Genomic DNA, 15,461 nt, shown 5'->3' with positions numbered 1-15,461 from the left:
ATTCCCCAGTCACACGTGTGTGGCCCGCCGTGATCGTGCCAGCCGAATATGCTGCCGTCCTCCAATTCGTGTTCGCATCGCAAGTACCTAGAGGAACTCTCGTGTCCAGCGCACGTGTGTGCAGCAAGTCCATCCGGGTCAGGTGCATGTTCAGTAGGCCTCCTTGCCCATCGCCGACACATCGCAGCGTCCCGGAAATCGTCCTGCGCCCTCCAGCCCTCCGGAAACGAACGCGAGCGGCAAGTCAGTTGAACTGGAAATCCCGGTACGACGACCGCACGTTGAAGCGTCGCCCTTCCTTACGTCGCTGCAAGAGCCCGGCGATCGTGTCGGCGTCTTCACCGCGCATTCCGAGAGCACGGCATTTCGCGAGAACCTGCTCGACAGTGACCGGAGCCCAACGATCGGGCCGATGCATCATGTCAGCCTTGAGCTTGTCCTCTTCGTTCCACTTCAGGCCCGAAGAGTATCCGGCTGCCATAGACGCGACGTGCTCAAGAATGCCGTCCACACCGTTTGGCAGCGCTTCAAGAGCCGGCTTGGGATCCGTAGAAGGCACGATCGTCCGGCCACGGTACAGCTGAACCGGGTTCATGTCATCTAGCCACTCGGCGGTCTCGTCGATGCCCCATTCGATGACCGCGATCGCGTCGGCCTCCACATGCCACACCTCGTTGAGGCGCTTACGATCGGGCCAGGCATAGAGCACGCGCTGGCCGTCGAAGTTGCCGCCAGAGAATCCTCGCCAGGCATGGTGACGCACTTGCGGAGACGAGATCAGTCGCCTGATACTCGCGCTCTCCACTACTCGTCGCGGTGTCACGACGACCACTGATCCGCCCGGCTGCTCAAGAAGCCACTTCACAGCGCGAGCATTCTGCGCTTCGAGCGAGTCGTCCTCGCCAAGTCTTGACACAGCCACACGCACATCGGACATCCCAAAATTCCCTTCGATTGTTTCGACTCTCCCACACTAGCGACGAGGCCGGACATTGCACGGGCGCACTGAAACGGGCTGCGCAGAGCAGCGAAACCTCGGTTTGCCCGGTGCTGGCCAGTAGAATGAAAGGTCAGCTATTGCGTCATTAACTAGTCCTATTTCTTCTGTACACCCTTCCTGTGGACCTAAATGTCGTGGGACAGATTCGTTAGGAGGTTTAGTCTGAAAGTCATGAAAAACCTATTCGGATCATACGATGCATATTTTCCCAGAGGCTTCCGGTCACACGAATGCATCTATGCGGATTCGGTCAATGGTTGCCTGACCCCCGGGGCTGAGGACCGCTTCAAAGAGACCGTATACTTCGCGAGTCAGATGGAGGCTGGCTACCATAACCCTCAGAAGTTTCGCTACTCGCTGGGCGCATTTCTCTCTGCATATGTGTCGATTTCGGAAGTTTTGACCAAGGAGCTTGAAGCCAACGGTCGATGGCCAAAATGGAAAGAGCATCTCGCGAGCATTCCTCATGAGATCGCTGTCAACGAGTATGGTCGCGCACTGACTCGAGCCCGCAACATAAACATTCATCAAAAGTCGGTTTTCGCCGGCAGCAATTGCCAGATCGGCCTCTACCGCGGCCGGAGACACAAGCTGAGTATTGGCTCAGCTGTTGATTGGGATATCTCGAGCGCTGAACTGATCGACAGACTCTGGGATTCCGAGGTCGGCAAAATGATGTTAGATAAGGAACACTCCGCAATTGGCGAACAGTACGGCGTTCGACGAACCTATCGCCTTAGGGAAATTGCAGACGAACTCCTACCTGCGGACAAGGACCTGGACGTGCTGGAAATCGTTCGAAGGGCCCTACTAAGGACGCACGACCTTCTCGGGTTTACTCACACTATGGACGGACAGGTGGTTGGCCTGCTCAGTGGCGAAGAGGTCGCGAATTCCTTCACATACGCGCAGGTCACAATCCTTTTGGAAAGCGACGTGCAGCCCGAGTTACTTCAAAGCTGGGAATGGCCGGAATTCGGGGACGAGCTACTACCGATCCCAAATTTCTAACAACTGGAGACCCGAAGCTCCCCTCGCCGGAACCTGGCTAAGTCGATAACGCGCTACGCATACGTCGACCAGGACAAGTAGGACGACGATCTCCAGCACCGCGCAGTGCTCGACGCTAGCATTCACGAGCACAACACCAGCCAATGGCTGGTCCAGTTCCGCGTCGGCCCAGCGTTGGCGCGAGCCGTGAAGTTCGGACGGCCGCCAATGGATCCGCAGAACATCGCACGGTACCTGCGGACCGTCGAGGATCTCATCGAAGCAGAGGAACTCAGCCTCATCGATACAGCAAAGACGATCGGCTGGTCGGAGGCGAGCTACTACAGGCATCGATCGGTTACGGCGAAGACCTGGTTCCGTCGACTGCTGACACCTTCGTCGAAGTCACCAATTTCAGCTCGTGGCTGCAAGGGGTGGGCTGATTTTCTGTATGGGGATCCTCATGGCGGAGCACACGAAGCTCTGGCTGCCTCTGCCCGTTCCGGACTCAAAGCAGTACATCGACGGCAGGGAATGAACGCGCTTTAGGCCCGCGTGCTCGACTGGTCAACTGAATGATCGGCCGGCATCATGATCCGTCCAGGTCCGCTTCTGTTTCACCCGCCCTCTCTCTGTTGCTACTCTCAGTGCGGAATTGGGCCAAAACGCGCTCGCGTTCTTCCGCGGGAACTTCCGCAAGGCTCCTGAATAGGTCCCCAGCGTCAGGGCCCGGCACGAAAAATCTGTTGATGTACGGGTCTACGAGAGCGAGCAACTCCGCCGAGGATAATTGAACTCCTGGTGGGTTCGCTGGCTTCGTCCCGTCCTCGACCCCGGCAAGCCTGCGTATGACGTCGAGCGGAACACCGGTCGCCTCGGCTAATTGAAGATTCAGCTCATTGCGGATCTCCATGTCGGTGTCCGGTGGCATCGTCGCATGTAACCGCAACTGGTCCTGAACGTATACTGCCAGATCAATTGGAGAGCGATCACCTTGGACGTAAAGGCTGGAATTCATCGCGAACCACGGCAACAATGGGTTGTCGGTAAGGACTTCTCCGAGTTTGCTGATCTTGGACGCTGTCCCCTGAAACGAGAACAGCGAGTCGGGACCATTCACATGTCCGGTCAGGCACACATTTACCGCTAAACCGCGATCTAGGGCACAGAGGTTATCGACCCGAAGATGCAGAGGAATTTCGGCCTGCAAATCGTTGAGCTCACCGACATATAGGCCCCGAGAAGTGAATGCGAACACGCTGTACAAGACGGGAGGTTGTGCCCAGCTCTTGTCGTACATCGTGCGGTGCGTCGTAAGTGCTTGCTGAAGGTAAGCGCGTCGCTTCATCGACTTCAGCTTGCGTGCGTGGGTGAGGAGCTGGTCCAGGTCCTTCTTCTGAAGAACCGATTTCACCTCAATCACTGCCACGAAGCCCTCGATCGGCACCGTTTGCGTTCCGCCCTGGGCGCTGGTAAAGAGCATCGGAGTAGTCCGGGCATCGTAGATGATCACATCACTTTGACCAGAGAAGTTACCATCGGCGTCCACCACCTGCCCAACGGTAACTCCAAGCGCCGCTGGCAGTGCCTTGTTGAGGAACTCGCGCACAATCTCCTCGGCGGCTCCCCCGCGGGCTCCTGAATGGTCCAGGCTGGCGCGCGCCTGTTCAAACTGTGCTTTCATGCTCGCGGCAGTTGCCTCGTACATTGCCGCGAAACGTGACTTACCAGACTGATGGTTCGAATCGGTCGACGCGTTCATGGTCCCACGATAACTGGCTCTTATCATTTGACCGTGCGGGTGCAGTCTGAAGCCGTCGGTTTCGATAAGGGACCGGGTGATATACGTGAGCATGTTGAGCTCAGCTGCCGCGTCAACGTCTGTACTCAACGCTCGCACGTTCCCATCGTGATCCTAACGGAGTAACTCGCAGCACGGCCGTGTGCAGGCACTTCATTCACGCGAAATACTTCGTGTGGGCCTAGGGTGAAGCGTCCGTCACTACCGAGAACGTATCACTCGGGCGTTTTAGGACGTAGACCCGGCGGAGCACGTAGCAGCGCGCAGTGCCCACTTGCGTGGTGATGCCGTCTGCTAACACGAATGACCATGCGAAAGGCTGTGCTCATCACATGCTCATCAAGGTCAACCTCTGCCTAAAATCGGAAATGGGGCGATCAACCCAGTTCAGATCGACCACCCAGCCGTGATCGCAGGCTCCGCACAACATGTGACGTTCTCGGAAGAAATCAATCTGTCGTTCCATGGCTTCATTCTCCTGTCGCGTATCGCAAAGCAGCAGAATCTATACCAGGCGGGGCACAAATCTGCCGGATCTCGCGAGCTTCCTGAACCTCCGTCGAACGCTCCACCAAAGTCACCGGATTCATATCCCCCGCGTGTGACGGCGGCCATTCGACACGGCCAGCCAAACAGCTCGAACCGCGGATACGGATTGGGGAAGATCGTGAACAGACGGTTCCCGCAATTAGATACAGATGCGCCCGCCAGGCAGAAGCCTGACGGGCGCATGTGCGAGACTCTAAAAATAGGAGCCAAAGACTATATCTTCAACGGCCAGAAAGTCTCCTAGTCGAGCCGATCTGCTCAACTACCGCTAATTTGACGCAGCACGTACTGCAGGATGCCGCCGTTGCGGTAGTAGTCGGCTTCACCGGGGGTATCGATGCGCAGCACGGCATCGAAGGACTGGGTGGAGCCGTCGTCGGCGGTGGCGGTGACCTTCAGCGTGGAGGGGGTGGTCCCCTCGTTGAGCTCGGTCACCCCGGCGATCGAGAAGGACTCGGTGCCGTCCAGCCCCAGGGTCGAGGTGGACTCGCCCTCGGGGAACTGCAGCGGCAGCACGCCCATGCCGATGAGGTTCGAGCGGTGGATCCGCTCGTAGCTCTCGGCCAGGACGGCCTTGACGCCCAACAGTGCGGTGCCCTTGGCGGCCCAGTCACGTGAGGAGCCGGAACCGTATTCCTTGCCGGCCAGCACGACCAGCGGGGTCCCTTCGGCTGCGTAGTTCGTCGCCGCGTCGAAGACCGTGTTCTGCGGTCCGCCGTCCTGGGTGAAGTCGCGGGTGAAGCCACCCTCGATGTTGTCCAGGAGCTGGTTGCGGATGCGGATGTTCGCGAACGTGCCGCGGATCATGACCTCGTGGTTACCACGACGGGAGCCGTAGGAGTTGAAGTCCTTACGATCCACGCCGTGGGACAGCAGGTACTGGCCCGCCGGGGAATCGGACTTGAACGAGCCGGCCGGGGAGATGTGGTCGGTGGTCACCGAATCGCCCAGCTTCAGCAGCACGCGGGCACCGTCGATATCGGAGACCGGCTCCGGCTGTGCCTTCATGCCATCGAAGTATGGGGGCTTGCGCACGTAGGTGGAATCCTCGGCCCATTCGAAGGTGTTGCCGGCCGGGGTGTCCAGTGCCTTCCAACGGTCGTCGCCGTCAAAGACACCTTCGTAGCCCTTGGCGAACATCTCCTTGTCGATGGAGGCGTCCATGACCTGCTGGACCTCGACCGGGTTCGGCCAGATGTCCTCCAGGAAGATGTCCTTCCCGGCGTCGTCCTGGCCCAGCGGCTCGGATTCGAAGTCGAAGTCCATGGTGCCGGCCAGGGCGTAGGCGATGACCAGCGGCGGGGAGGCCAGGTAGTTCATCTTCACGTCCGGGTTGATCCGGCCTTCGAAGTTGCGGTTACCGGAGAGGACCGACGTGACGGAGAGGTCGTTGGCCTGAATGGCTTCGGCGATCTCCGCTTCCAATGGACCGGAGTTGCCGATGCAGGTCGTGCAGCCGTAGCCGACGATGTAGAAGCCGAGCTTCTCCAGGTACGGGCTCAGGCCGGACTTCTCGTAGTAGTCGGTGACGACCTTGGAGCCGGGGGCGACGGAGGTCTTGACCCACGGCTTCGAGGCCAGGCCCTTGTCCACGGCGTTGCGGGCCAGCAGGGCTGCTGCGAGCATCACCGAGGGGTTGGACGTGTTGGTGCACGAGGTGATCGAGGCGATGGAGACGATGCCGTGGTCCAGCGAGAATTCGCGGCCATCGGCGGTCTTCACGTCCACGGACTTCGAGGGACGGCCCACGTTGCGATCGTCGGCGTCACCGGCGGCGTAGTTGTGGATGTCCTTGCGCAACTGTTCCTTCGCGCTGGTCAGCTCGATGCGGTCCTGGGGACGCTTCGGGCCGGCGATGGAGGGAACCACTGTGGACAGGTCCAGCTCGAGGTACTCGGAGAAACGCAGTTCCTTGGACGGATCGTGCCAGAGGCCCTGTTCCTTGGTGTAGGCCTCCACGAGGGCGACGTTCTCCTCGGAACGGCCGGTCAGGCGCAGGTAGTCCAGGGTCACGTCGTCGATGGGGAACATGGCTGCGGTGGAGCCGAACTCCGGGGACATGTTGCCGATCGTGGCGCGGTTGGCCAGCGGCACCTGGGCGACGCCTTCGCCGTAGAACTCGACGAATTTGCCGACCACGCCGTGCTGGCGCAGCTTCTCGGTGATCGTGAGGACGACGTCGGTCGCGGTGGCACCTGCGGGGATGGAGCCGGCGAGCTTGAAGCCCACCACCCGCGGGATCAGCATGGAGACGGGCTGGCCGAGCATGGCCGCCTCGGCCTCGATGCCGCCGACGCCCCAGCCCAGCACACCCAGGCCATTGACCATGGTGGTGTGCGAGTCGGTGCCGACGCAGGAGTCCGGGTAGGCGCGCAGCTTGCCGTCGACCTCGCGGGTCATGACCGTGCGGGCCAGGTACTCGATATTGACCTGGTGCACGATGCCGGTGCCCGGGGGGACGACCTTGAAGTCATCGAACGCCGTCTGGCCCCAACGCAGGAACTGGTACCGCTCGCCATTGCGCTGGTACTCGATCTCCATATTGCGTTCGATGGCGTCCTTATTACCGAACACGTCGATCTGGACGGAGTGGTCGATCACCATTTCCGCGGGAGCCAGCGGGTTCACCCGGGTCGGGTCACCACCCAGGTCCTCGACGGCTTCACGCATGGTGGCCAGGTCGACCACACACGGCACACCGGTGAAGTCCTGCATCAGCACGCGGGCCGGAGTGAACTGGATCTCCGTGCTTGGCTGGGCGTTCTGATCCCACTGGGCCAGCGCACGAACGTGGTCGGCAGTGATGTTCTTGCCGTCCTCGGTCCGAAGCAGGTTCTCCAGAAGGATCTTAAGGCTGTACGGAAGGCTGTCGCTGCCCTCGACCGCGTTCAGCCGGAAAATTTCATATTCGTTGCCTTGGACGTCCAATACGCCCTTGGCACCAAAGCTGTCCACATTACTCACTGGGACTCCTCTCGCCAGACTTTCATCTTTGTTGCACGCACGGGCATCCCGCCAGTAAGGCGAACCTAACCGGCCGGGAAGCACGATGGGATTGCGGCAGAGCTGCCCCCAGTCTATCCGTTGGCCGAAGGGACCAGCGCCGCCACGCACTCCACATGGTGGGTATGCGGGTAGAGATCCAAGGCCCGTACCGATTCGGTGGCGTAGCCCTTCGCGGCAAAGTCGCGTAGATCCCGAGAGAACGACGCCGGATCGCAGGAAACGTAGGCGATCCGTCCCGGTCGGGCGGCGCTGACGGCGGCCACCCCGGCCCGCCCGAGGCCGGTGCGGGGTGGATCCAGCACCACCGCATCCAGCCCCCGGGGCAACCGGGCCACCTCGGCACGCAGGACCTTTTCCACCCGGCCCTGGCGGATCAGGACCTGGTCCAGGCCCTGGACATTGCGGCGGGCATCCTTGCTGGTGCCCGGGGCCCCTTCGATCGACAGGACGATCCCCTGCGCCCCGACGGCGCGGGCCAAGGGCACGGTGAACAGTCCGGCGCCGGCATAGAGGTCGGCACAGGCCTGGCCCGGTTGCGGGTCCAGGATGCGTTGGACGGCGTCGTTCAGGGCGTCGGGGGCACTGCGGTGGATCTGCCAGAACCCCTCCCCGGTGACCCGGTAGGTTTCCCCGGCGGCCTGTTCGGCCACCCAGGTCCTGCCGCGCAGTCGGTGCAGGGTTCCCGCCCCGTCGGCCGCCGCACCGCCGTGTTGGGTGATCAGCGCCGCGTTGCTGCCCTCGGGCAGGGCCTTGGCCAGGCGTGTCGCGGCTCCCGGGGTGGCATCGGCCCGTTCGACGAGGAGCACCAGCGGTGCCCCGCCGGCCGAACCGGCCGCGACCTCGATCCGGTCCAGCCCGCGCAACGGCAACTCGGCCAACGACAGGTCGTTGATCGCCGCCACGGCCAGCGGCAGGTCGCGGATGGGGACGAGCCGGTCGGAATGGTGGGCGTTCATGGCCAGTCGTCCCGACGCGTCGACGCTGAAGGCCGCCCGGGTCCTCCAGCCCAGTCCGTCCCCGCGCTCGCCCGGCGCGGCCTCGACCCCGGTGAAGCCGACGTCGTCGGCATCCAGACCGGCCAATCGTTCAAGTTGTTCGCGGACGACCGCGGATTTCAGTTCCCGCTGGTATCCAAGCTCCGCATGCCCGAACTCGGCCCCGCCGACCGGCAACTCCCCCGCGGCGTGGCGGGCGATGGCATCGGCTTCGGGCCAGAAATGCGGTACCCGGTGCGCGGAGGCCTCCAGCATCTCCACCGCGTCGGCCCGCCAGAAGCGGGCCTCCTGCCCGGCGTCGGTCAACCGGGCCCGGACCCGTTCACCGGGCAACGCATGGCGGACGAAGACCACCCGGCCCTGGTACCTGGCGACGAAGTGGCCCCCATGGGCGGGGGCGCCGATCTCGACCTCGATCAGATCGCCCGTCGCCGGTTCTTCCTGCTGGCTCACCTGCTGCTCCCGCCGTCGTGCTCTCGTGGTTGGCCTTCGGTCCCGGTGATCCCGCGCTCGTGTTCGAAGAGTGCCCGCCCGTGGGTTTCCTCCGAGAGTTGCCAGGGGACGCTGGCGACCACGACGCCCGGGACGAAATGCAGCCGGGTCTTGATGCGCAACGCCGTCTGGTTGTGCACCAGCTGCTCCCACCAGCGTCCGACCACGTATTCGGGGATGTAGACGACCACCAGGTCACGGGGTGAATTGGATTTGATGGTCTTGATGTAGTCGATGATCGGCGCCGCCGTCTCGCGGTAGGGCGAGGCGAGCACGGTGATCGGCACCGGGATCTGCAACCGCTCCCATTCGGCCACGGTGCGTTCCGTGGCATCCTGGTCGATGTCCACGATGATGGCATCGAGCTTCGAGGGGCGGCCGGCCCGGGCGAAGGCCACCGCCCGCAGCACCGGTTTGCGCAGCGTCGACACGAGGATCAGGGCATGCACGCGGGCCGGAAGGGCCTTGGCGGTGCCTCGCCCGTCGACCGCCAGTTCACGGTCGACCGCCGCATAGTGGGCGTGGATCGAGGACATGATCAGATACATCGCCAGGATCGCCACCACGGCCAACCAGGCACCGAAGATGAATTTGGTGACCAGCACGATCACCAGCACGGCGGCGGTGAGGACGAACCCGACGAGGTTCAGCAGGCGCGAGCGCATGATCCGGTGGCGTACCCGCTGGTTGGCGGTGCTGGCCAGTTGCCGGCTCCAGTGCCTGACCATGCCCAGCTGGCTGAGCGTGAAGGAGACGAAGACCCCCACGACGTAGAGCTGGATCAGGGTCGCCACATGGGCGCCGAACACCAACACCAGCACCAGGGCCCCGACGCCCAGGGCGATGATGCCGTTGCTGAACCCCAGCCGGTCCCCCCGGGTCCGCAGCTGCCGGGGAAGATAGCCGTCGGTGGCCAGATGCGAGGCCAGGTTGGGGAAGGAGCTGAATGCGGAATGCCCGGCCATGCCCAGCACGGCGACGGTGACGGCCAGGATGATGTAGAAACCGACGCTACCGCCGCCGAAGACGGCGTGGGCCAGCTGGCTGAGCACCGGGTTCTGGATGTAGTCCCCCGGGATCGATCCGCCGTCGACCGCAAGGTTCCGTTGCGGGTCCTCGACCATATGCACCCGGGCGGCGCGGGCCAGGAACATGGTGCCCAGGGTCAGTACCGTGGCGATGAGGCCCAGCAGCAGCAGGATCGATGCGGCGTTCCGGGCGCGCGGCCGGGCCAGGTTCTGGACGTTGCTGATGGGCGCTTCGATCCCCGTCAGTGCCGCCGAGCCGGTGGAGAAGGCGCGCAGCACCAGCACGGCGCCCAGCAGCCCGGTCAGTGCCGGGTCGTAGCCCTGCTGCGGCAGGATCTCGAACCCTGCGCTGGGGGCCGAGCCCAACCGGCCCATGGCGGCACTGATCGTGCCGGTGAGGATCATCACCAGCATCGCGCCGATGAACAGATAGGTCGGCAACGCGTTGCCCAGCCGAGACCGGCCCAGCCCGCGCAGGTTCAGCAGCGCCAGGATCACGACGCCGGCACCGGCGAGCAGCGATTGGTGCCCGTCCAGCCCCGGGAAGGCCGCGACGACGTAGTGTGCGGCGGCGGACATGGACACCGCCACGGTCAAGACGAAGTCGACCAGCAGGGCCGAGGCCACCGTGGTGCCGGCCCGGGGCCCGAGGTTGACGCTGGCGATCTCATAGTCCCCGCGTCCCGAGGGGTAGGCCTTCACCGATTGCCGGTAGGACGCGATGATCACCATCATCACCGCCATGATGGCGATGCCGATCAGCGGCGAGAAGTAGATCGCCGACAGTCCGGCGATGGCCAGGGTCATGAGGACTTCATCGGGGGCGTAGGCCACGGAAGACAGCGCGTTGGAGGACAGCAGGGGAAGCGCCAGCCGGCGGCGCAGGGGCGCCTGCTTCAGCCGTTCGGTGCGGAATGGTCTGCCAACCAGGATCCGTTTCAGCGCGTCGAGGAACGTCAGCACCAGTCAAAGCTAGCCCGTGAACGGCATATCTGTCATACACGCCGCACCGCCACCGGCTCCTGCACGCTTCCCGCGTGGGAGACTGGGAGCCATCATCGGGGTCGGAAAGGCCCCGCCGTCAGCAGGACAATCGCGGGGAGCAAGGCATGGCCCATTTCGTCATCATGGGGTGCGGGCGCGTCGGCGTCACGTTGGCCCACACCTTGGACGACGCCGGACACACCGTGGCGATCATCGACCAGGACGACCGGGCGTTCCGGCGTCTACGGCGCGGATTCACCGGCCAGAAGGTCAGCGGGGTCGGCTTCGACCGGGAAACCCTGGAACGGGCGGACATCTCCAACGCCTACGCCTTCGCGGCGGTCTCCAGCGGCGACAACTCGAACATCCTGGCCACCCGGGTGGCCCGCGAAAACTACCACGTCCCCCATGTGGTCGCCCGGATCTACGACCCGGGGCGGGCCGAGATCTACCAGCGGCTGGGGATCCCCACCGTGGCGGCGGTGCGCTGGAGCGCCGACCAGGTCCTGCGTCGGGTCCTGCCCGAACAAGGCATCAACGGCGATTTCCGTGAAGCCTCGGGCCGGCTGATCCTCGGCGAGGTGTCGGTCCATGACCAGTGGTACGGACGCAGCCTGGCCGAAATCGAGGAGGTCTCGGGGATCCGGGTGGCCTATCTGACCCGGTTCGGCGAGGGCCAGATCCCCCGCCCCGATGCCCGGCTGCAGCAAGGCGACATCCTGCACGCCATGATGGCCGTCGCCTCCCTGGGAGAGATCGACAGGATACTTTCCAAGGCCCCCACCACCCAGTTGCCCGACGACGAGGAGAACCAGTGAAGATCGTCATCGCGGGGGCCGGCAGCGTCGGCTCCTCCATCGCCAAGGAACTCCTCTCCCACGGTCACGACGTCCTGTTGATCGATGAGAAGCCTGAAGTCGTCGGGCGCAGCGGCGTCCAGGGTGCCACCTGGCTGTTCGGGGATGCCTGCGAGCTCACCACGCTCAAGGACGCCCATCTGTCCGATGTCGACGTGGTGGTTTCGGCCACCGGCGACGATAAGGTCAACCTGGTCGTCTCCCTGCTGGCCAAAAGCGAATTCGGGGTCGGGCGGACCGTGGGCCGGGTCAACAACCCGAAGAACGATTGGCTCTTCGACGACGCCTGGGGCGTCGACGTGGCCGTGAGCACCCCGCGCATGATGACCGCCCTCGTGGAGGAAGCGGTCGAGGTCGGGGACGTGGTGCGGTTGCTGACGCTGCAGACCGGGGTGACCTCCATGGTCGAGTTCACGGTCCCCACCGATGCGGCATTGATCGGCAGCACCCTGGGTGAGGTCCCGTGGCCGCAGGACACCGCGGTCGTGGCGATCCTGCGTGATGACCTGGCGATCACCCCGAGCCCCGATGACGTGATCGAAGGGGGCGATGAGCTGTTCTTCATCACCGCAATCGCCGCCGAGGACGATCTGCGGGCCGTCCTGCGCCTGGATACCAGATCACGGAACGACGACGAATCCCAGGACGCCTCGGACGCCTTCCGCGACTGAGCCGCGGCGGGGTGGCCCCGGGCCGCCCCGGGGGCCGGCCCGGTGGGACCAGCCCCGGAGGATCAGCCCTGCCGAGTCAGTCCTGCGGGGCCTGCTGCGGTCCGGGCTCGGCGTCCAGCGCCGTCGACGGCCGGGAGACCAGCCAGGCCAGCCAGAGCCCCATAGCATAGAGCGGGATGCCCATCACGATGCGCGCCGCTCCCAGCGCCTCGATGTTCTCCGCCGCATACAGCGGCAGCTGCACCAGCAGCCGGGCCGCCATGACCCCGGCGATGATCCAGGTGGCCACCGCGTAGGAGAGGCGGCGGGCCCGCTGGGCCCGCCATTCGATGCCTTCACCGCGGATGAAACCGAAGACCAGGCCCATGAGCGGCCAGCGGACCAGGGTGGACATCACGAAGGCCACCAGGTAGGCGCCGTTAGTGTAGAAGCCGGGCACGTAGAAGTCCCGGGCGTTGCCGGTGGTGCGGGCGAACACGGCGCAGATCAGCACACCGAACAGCCCGGTCAACGCCTGGGTCAACCCTGTTTTGCGCACCAGCCGGGCGATGGTGAAGACGGCCGCGATGGCCAGCGAGGAAATCAGTGCCGGGTTCAGTTCCCGCAACACCATGAAGACCACCAGGAAGACGATTCCCGGCAACAGTGCCTCGATCAGGCCGCGGATGCCGCCCACGGTCTTCAGGACATCGACCTGTCCCGCGGCGGTCCGGTGGATGCCCGAGCCTTCAGCCAATCGACGTCCGAGATCCTCAGCCTGGTCGTGGCCGTCATCTGCGGTCGGCTCCCCCTCGGGGTGCTGGCTCATACCTGGTCCTCCACGTCGTGGTCGTCCTCGGGCAGGATCTCGTACCGGGGGTTGTAGATGGTGGGCACCCCGTCGACGCGGGCGATCATCCCCTCGAACAGCAGGCGGGTGCCCGCTTCGATGCCCGGGACCCGGCGCTGGCCGTTCCAGACCAGCACGATCCGTGCCACCGGGGAGCGTCGTCCCCCGGGTGGGGCCGGTGCGTCGACGATTCCGGCGGTGAAGACCGGGGCCTGGGCGCTGGGCAGGATCCTGATGTTCTCCACGAAGCCGCGGGCAAGCACCCGCCCCCGTTCGGGGAGCCGGGCCAGGGCGGAGCAGCGTTCGGGTTCATCGGCCCCGGTGTATCCACCGGGTCGGGAGGCCAGGCCGCGGCGTCGGGCTGCGACGCCACGCTCAGCCAATTTCGGTGATCTCCGGTCCGCGTTCGGGCCGACCCTGCAGTGAACGTTCGCTGCTGGTGTCCGTCTTTTCCTCGGTCTCCTCGTCGGTGTCGGTCGCCGACCGGGTCACGGCACCGGCCGGCATCGTCAACGGGAGCAGTTCCTGGGGCGGCATCGGCTGGTCGCCGCGTTCGACGACCACCCGGGCCAGACGGTCCTCGAGGCGTTCGGCCTGGGCGCGGTCCAGGGTGGCCGGACCGCCGACCACGGCACGCAGGAACCAGCGTCCCCCGTCGATGCCGATGAACCTGGCGACCATGTATCCCTGCTCGCCATCGGGGCCGTCCGCGGGTACGCGGGCCACCAGTTCGGTGCCGAACCGTCCTTCGACGCGATCGATCTTGCCGTTCTGCTCCCCGATGCTCTCCTCGATCTGGGAGGAGATCCCCTCCCAGAGGCCGCTGGACTTCGGGGCGGCGAAGACCTGGAGCTGCAGGCGTGAACCGTCCAGTTCAAGGGCGGCGGCAATGACCCGTTGGGAGCCTTCTTCGACTTCCAGGCGCAGCTGCATGCCTTCGACCGGTTCTATCTTCAGGGCCCCGAGGTCGATGTAGTGTCCGTGTTCCGGGGCATCCTCCAGATCGAAGGGTCCTTGTTCGTTCCCGGCGGCGACGGAATCCGTGTCCTGGACCTGCTCGTCCCCGGTGGCGGCGTCGTCGTTCGTTGAATTATTGCGGCGTTTGAAAATCATCGTTGCTCCTCCCGGCCCGACGGGCCGCAGGTGGTGAAGTAGGGGTGGTGGCTCAGCGAGCTGCGGCGTCGGCGAATCCTCCGGTCGAGCCGAAGCCCCCGGCGCCGCGCACCGATTCGGGTAGTTCCGCGACGGGGATGAACGCCGCATGCTCCACGCGCTGGATGAGCAGCTGGGCGATCCGGTCGCCACGGTTGAGTTCGATCGGCGTCCGGGTGTCGGTGTTCAGCAGGGTCACGCACAACTCACCGCGGTAGCCGGCGTCGACGGTTCCCGGGGCGTTGACGATGCTCAACCCCTTTTTCGTGGCCAGCCCTGACCGCGGGTGGACCAGGGCGACGAACCCCGGGGGCAAGGCGATGGCCACTCCGGTGGGGACCAGCTTCCGTTCCCCCGGAGCCAGGACGACATCCTCGCGGGTGCGCAGATCGGCGCCGGCATCCCCGGGATGGGCATACGACGGCGGCTCCAGGCCGGGGTCGAGCATCTTCAGCTGGACGTCAAGGGTGGTGGTGGGCTGCTCGGGCATCGTAGCCGGATTCTCCAGGGCGTTGAGGGTCATGACCGTGTTCACTCTAGCCCGATTGCCGTCCAGCCCCAATGTGTCCACGACAGGCTCTGGGCGAACTAAGCTGGTGTCATGCCTGATTCGACCCCTCCTGCAGCGTCCCCCGAGATCTTCCGCGAAAAACTGTGGCCGGCCTGGTGGATGTGGATCCTCGTGGTGGGCACCGGTTTCGCCGGCACGGCGATGGTCCTTCCCATCAACCTGAACGTTTCCATCATCGTGGGAATCGTCGTGTTCATCGCCGTCGGTGCCACGCTGCTGGCCCTGACCCCGACCATCAGCCTGACCCGGGAGTGGTTCAAGGTCGGCCGGGCCAGCATCGAGTGCCGCTACATCGGCGAGGTCTCCGCCCATCGCGGCGAGGAAGCCACCCATGCACGGGGCCCGGCCCTGGACGGGACCGCCTATTTGTGCCTGCGCGGCTGGATCGACCCGGTCGTGAAGCTGGAGATCGTTGATCCGCTCGATGCCACCCCCTATTGGCTGGCTTCGACCCGTCGCCCGGAGGAGCTGGTCAGGGCGCTGCAGCAGACCGCACGCGCCTAGACCCGGCTCCCCCTCCCGGCCTCTCGCCCCGG

15 protein-coding genes are annotated in these 15,461 nt (G+C 64.5%); 5 read left to right on the top strand and 10 right to left on the bottom strand.

Translation table 11 applies throughout. The features are described from left to right. Window positions 1–244: 244 nt before the first annotated feature. Entirely contained in the window at window positions 245–937 is a 693-nt protein-coding gene (locus AC3ZI9_RS06365; RefSeq protein WP_444566862.1) for a hypothetical protein, read from the bottom strand. A gap of 234 nt (window positions 938–1,171) precedes the next feature. On the opposite strand from AC3ZI9_RS06365, the gene AC3ZI9_RS06360 reads away from it, so the two are divergent. Next, window positions 1,172–2,011: a hypothetical protein gene (locus AC3ZI9_RS06360; RefSeq protein ID WP_489923967.1), complete on the top strand. Its 840-nt coding sequence runs from the start codon at window positions 1,172–1,174 to the stop codon at window positions 2,009–2,011. 105 nt (window positions 2,012–2,116) lie between these two features. After that, window positions 2,117–2,539 (top strand): hypothetical protein, encoded by a 423-nt coding sequence (locus AC3ZI9_RS06355; RefSeq protein WP_444566829.1) that lies wholly within the window; start codon window positions 2,117–2,119, stop codon window positions 2,537–2,539. Window positions 2,540–2,579: 40 nt separating this feature from the next. Here the strand turns inward: AC3ZI9_RS06355 and AC3ZI9_RS06350 are convergent, their stop codons facing one another. The 5 genes from AC3ZI9_RS06350 to AC3ZI9_RS06330 form a co-directional block, all read right to left on the bottom strand. Beyond that, window positions 2,580–3,752 carry a DUF6602 domain-containing protein gene (locus AC3ZI9_RS06350; RefSeq protein ID WP_444566830.1) on the bottom strand — a complete coding sequence of 391 codons (1,173 nt, stop codon included), beginning with the start codon at window positions 3,750–3,752 and terminating at the stop codon, window positions 2,580–2,582. A 367-nt stretch (window positions 3,753–4,119) separates the two neighbouring features. Then, window positions 4,120–4,257 (bottom strand): hypothetical protein, encoded by a 138-nt coding sequence (locus tag AC3ZI9_RS06345; protein WP_489923966.1) that lies wholly within the window; start codon window positions 4,255–4,257, stop codon window positions 4,120–4,122. Window positions 4,258–4,598: 341 nt separating this feature from the next. After that, window positions 4,599–7,304, bottom strand: a complete 2,706-nt coding sequence (gene acnA / locus AC3ZI9_RS06340) for an aconitate hydratase AcnA (protein ID WP_444566831.1) — start codon at window positions 7,302–7,304, stop codon at window positions 4,599–4,601. Between the two features lie 113 nt (window positions 7,305–7,417). Further along, entirely contained in the window at window positions 7,418–8,794 is a 1,377-nt protein-coding gene (locus AC3ZI9_RS06335) for a class I SAM-dependent RNA methyltransferase (RefSeq protein WP_444561234.1), read from the bottom strand. Next, the gene (locus tag AC3ZI9_RS06330; protein WP_444554021.1) at window positions 8,791–10,824 is read right to left on the bottom strand and encodes an APC family permease; all 2,034 of its coding nucleotides are present in this window, start codon (window positions 10,822–10,824) and stop codon (window positions 8,791–8,793) included. The genes AC3ZI9_RS06335 and AC3ZI9_RS06330 overlap by 4 nt, the downstream gene beginning before the upstream one ends. Window positions 10,825–10,970: 146 nt before the next feature. Here AC3ZI9_RS06330 and AC3ZI9_RS06325 point away from each other — a divergent pair, with 146 nt between their 5' ends. Together AC3ZI9_RS06325 and AC3ZI9_RS06320 are read left to right on the top strand one after the other, a co-directional pair. Beyond that, window positions 10,971–11,663, top strand: coding sequence for a potassium channel family protein (locus AC3ZI9_RS06325; protein WP_444554022.1), 693 nt, complete (start codon window positions 10,971–10,973; stop codon window positions 11,661–11,663). Beyond that, a complete protein-coding gene (locus tag AC3ZI9_RS06320) occupies window positions 11,660–12,373 on the top strand; it encodes a potassium channel family protein (RefSeq protein WP_444554023.1) in 714 nt (237 codons plus the stop codon). The genes AC3ZI9_RS06325 and AC3ZI9_RS06320 overlap by 4 nt, the downstream gene beginning before the upstream one ends. Before the next feature lie 76 nt (window positions 12,374–12,449). Here the strand turns inward: AC3ZI9_RS06320 and AC3ZI9_RS06315 are convergent, their stop codons facing one another. Genes AC3ZI9_RS06315 through dut form a run of 4 tightly spaced genes read right to left on the bottom strand, consistent with a single transcriptional unit; the run spans window position 12,450 to window position 14,877 of the window. Continuing rightward, on the bottom strand, window positions 12,450–13,181 hold the full coding sequence (locus AC3ZI9_RS06315) for a DUF3159 domain-containing protein (RefSeq protein ID WP_489923965.1): 732 nt from the start codon (window positions 13,179–13,181) through the stop codon (window positions 12,450–12,452). Beyond that, complete coding sequence (locus AC3ZI9_RS06310) at window positions 13,178–13,585, bottom strand: single stranded DNA-binding domain-containing protein (RefSeq protein WP_444554025.1); 408 nt, start codon at window positions 13,583–13,585, stop codon at window positions 13,178–13,180. The genes AC3ZI9_RS06315 and AC3ZI9_RS06310 overlap by 4 nt, the downstream gene beginning before the upstream one ends. Continuing rightward, entirely contained in the window at window positions 13,578–14,315 is a 738-nt protein-coding gene (locus AC3ZI9_RS06305) for a DUF3710 domain-containing protein (RefSeq protein WP_444554026.1), read from the bottom strand. The genes AC3ZI9_RS06310 and AC3ZI9_RS06305 overlap by 8 nt, the downstream gene beginning before the upstream one ends. 52 nt (window positions 14,316–14,367) lie before the next feature. Then, on the bottom strand, window positions 14,368–14,877 hold the full coding sequence (dut, locus tag AC3ZI9_RS06300; RefSeq protein ID WP_444554027.1) for a dUTP diphosphatase: 510 nt from the start codon (window positions 14,875–14,877) through the stop codon (window positions 14,368–14,370). Between the two features lie 78 nt (window positions 14,878–14,955). Between dut and AC3ZI9_RS06295 the strand changes: the two genes are divergently transcribed. Beyond that, window positions 14,956–15,429, top strand: a complete 474-nt coding sequence (locus tag AC3ZI9_RS06295; RefSeq protein ID WP_444554028.1) for a DUF3093 domain-containing protein — start codon at window positions 14,956–14,958, stop codon at window positions 15,427–15,429. The last annotated feature ends 32 nt before the right edge of the window (window positions 15,430–15,461 follow it).

The organism is Arthrobacter sp. AOP36-F1-5 (assembly GCF_058137995.1).
The sequence above is the reverse complement of the archived record's forward strand: the minus strand, read 5'-3'. Positions and strand labels throughout refer to the sequence as shown.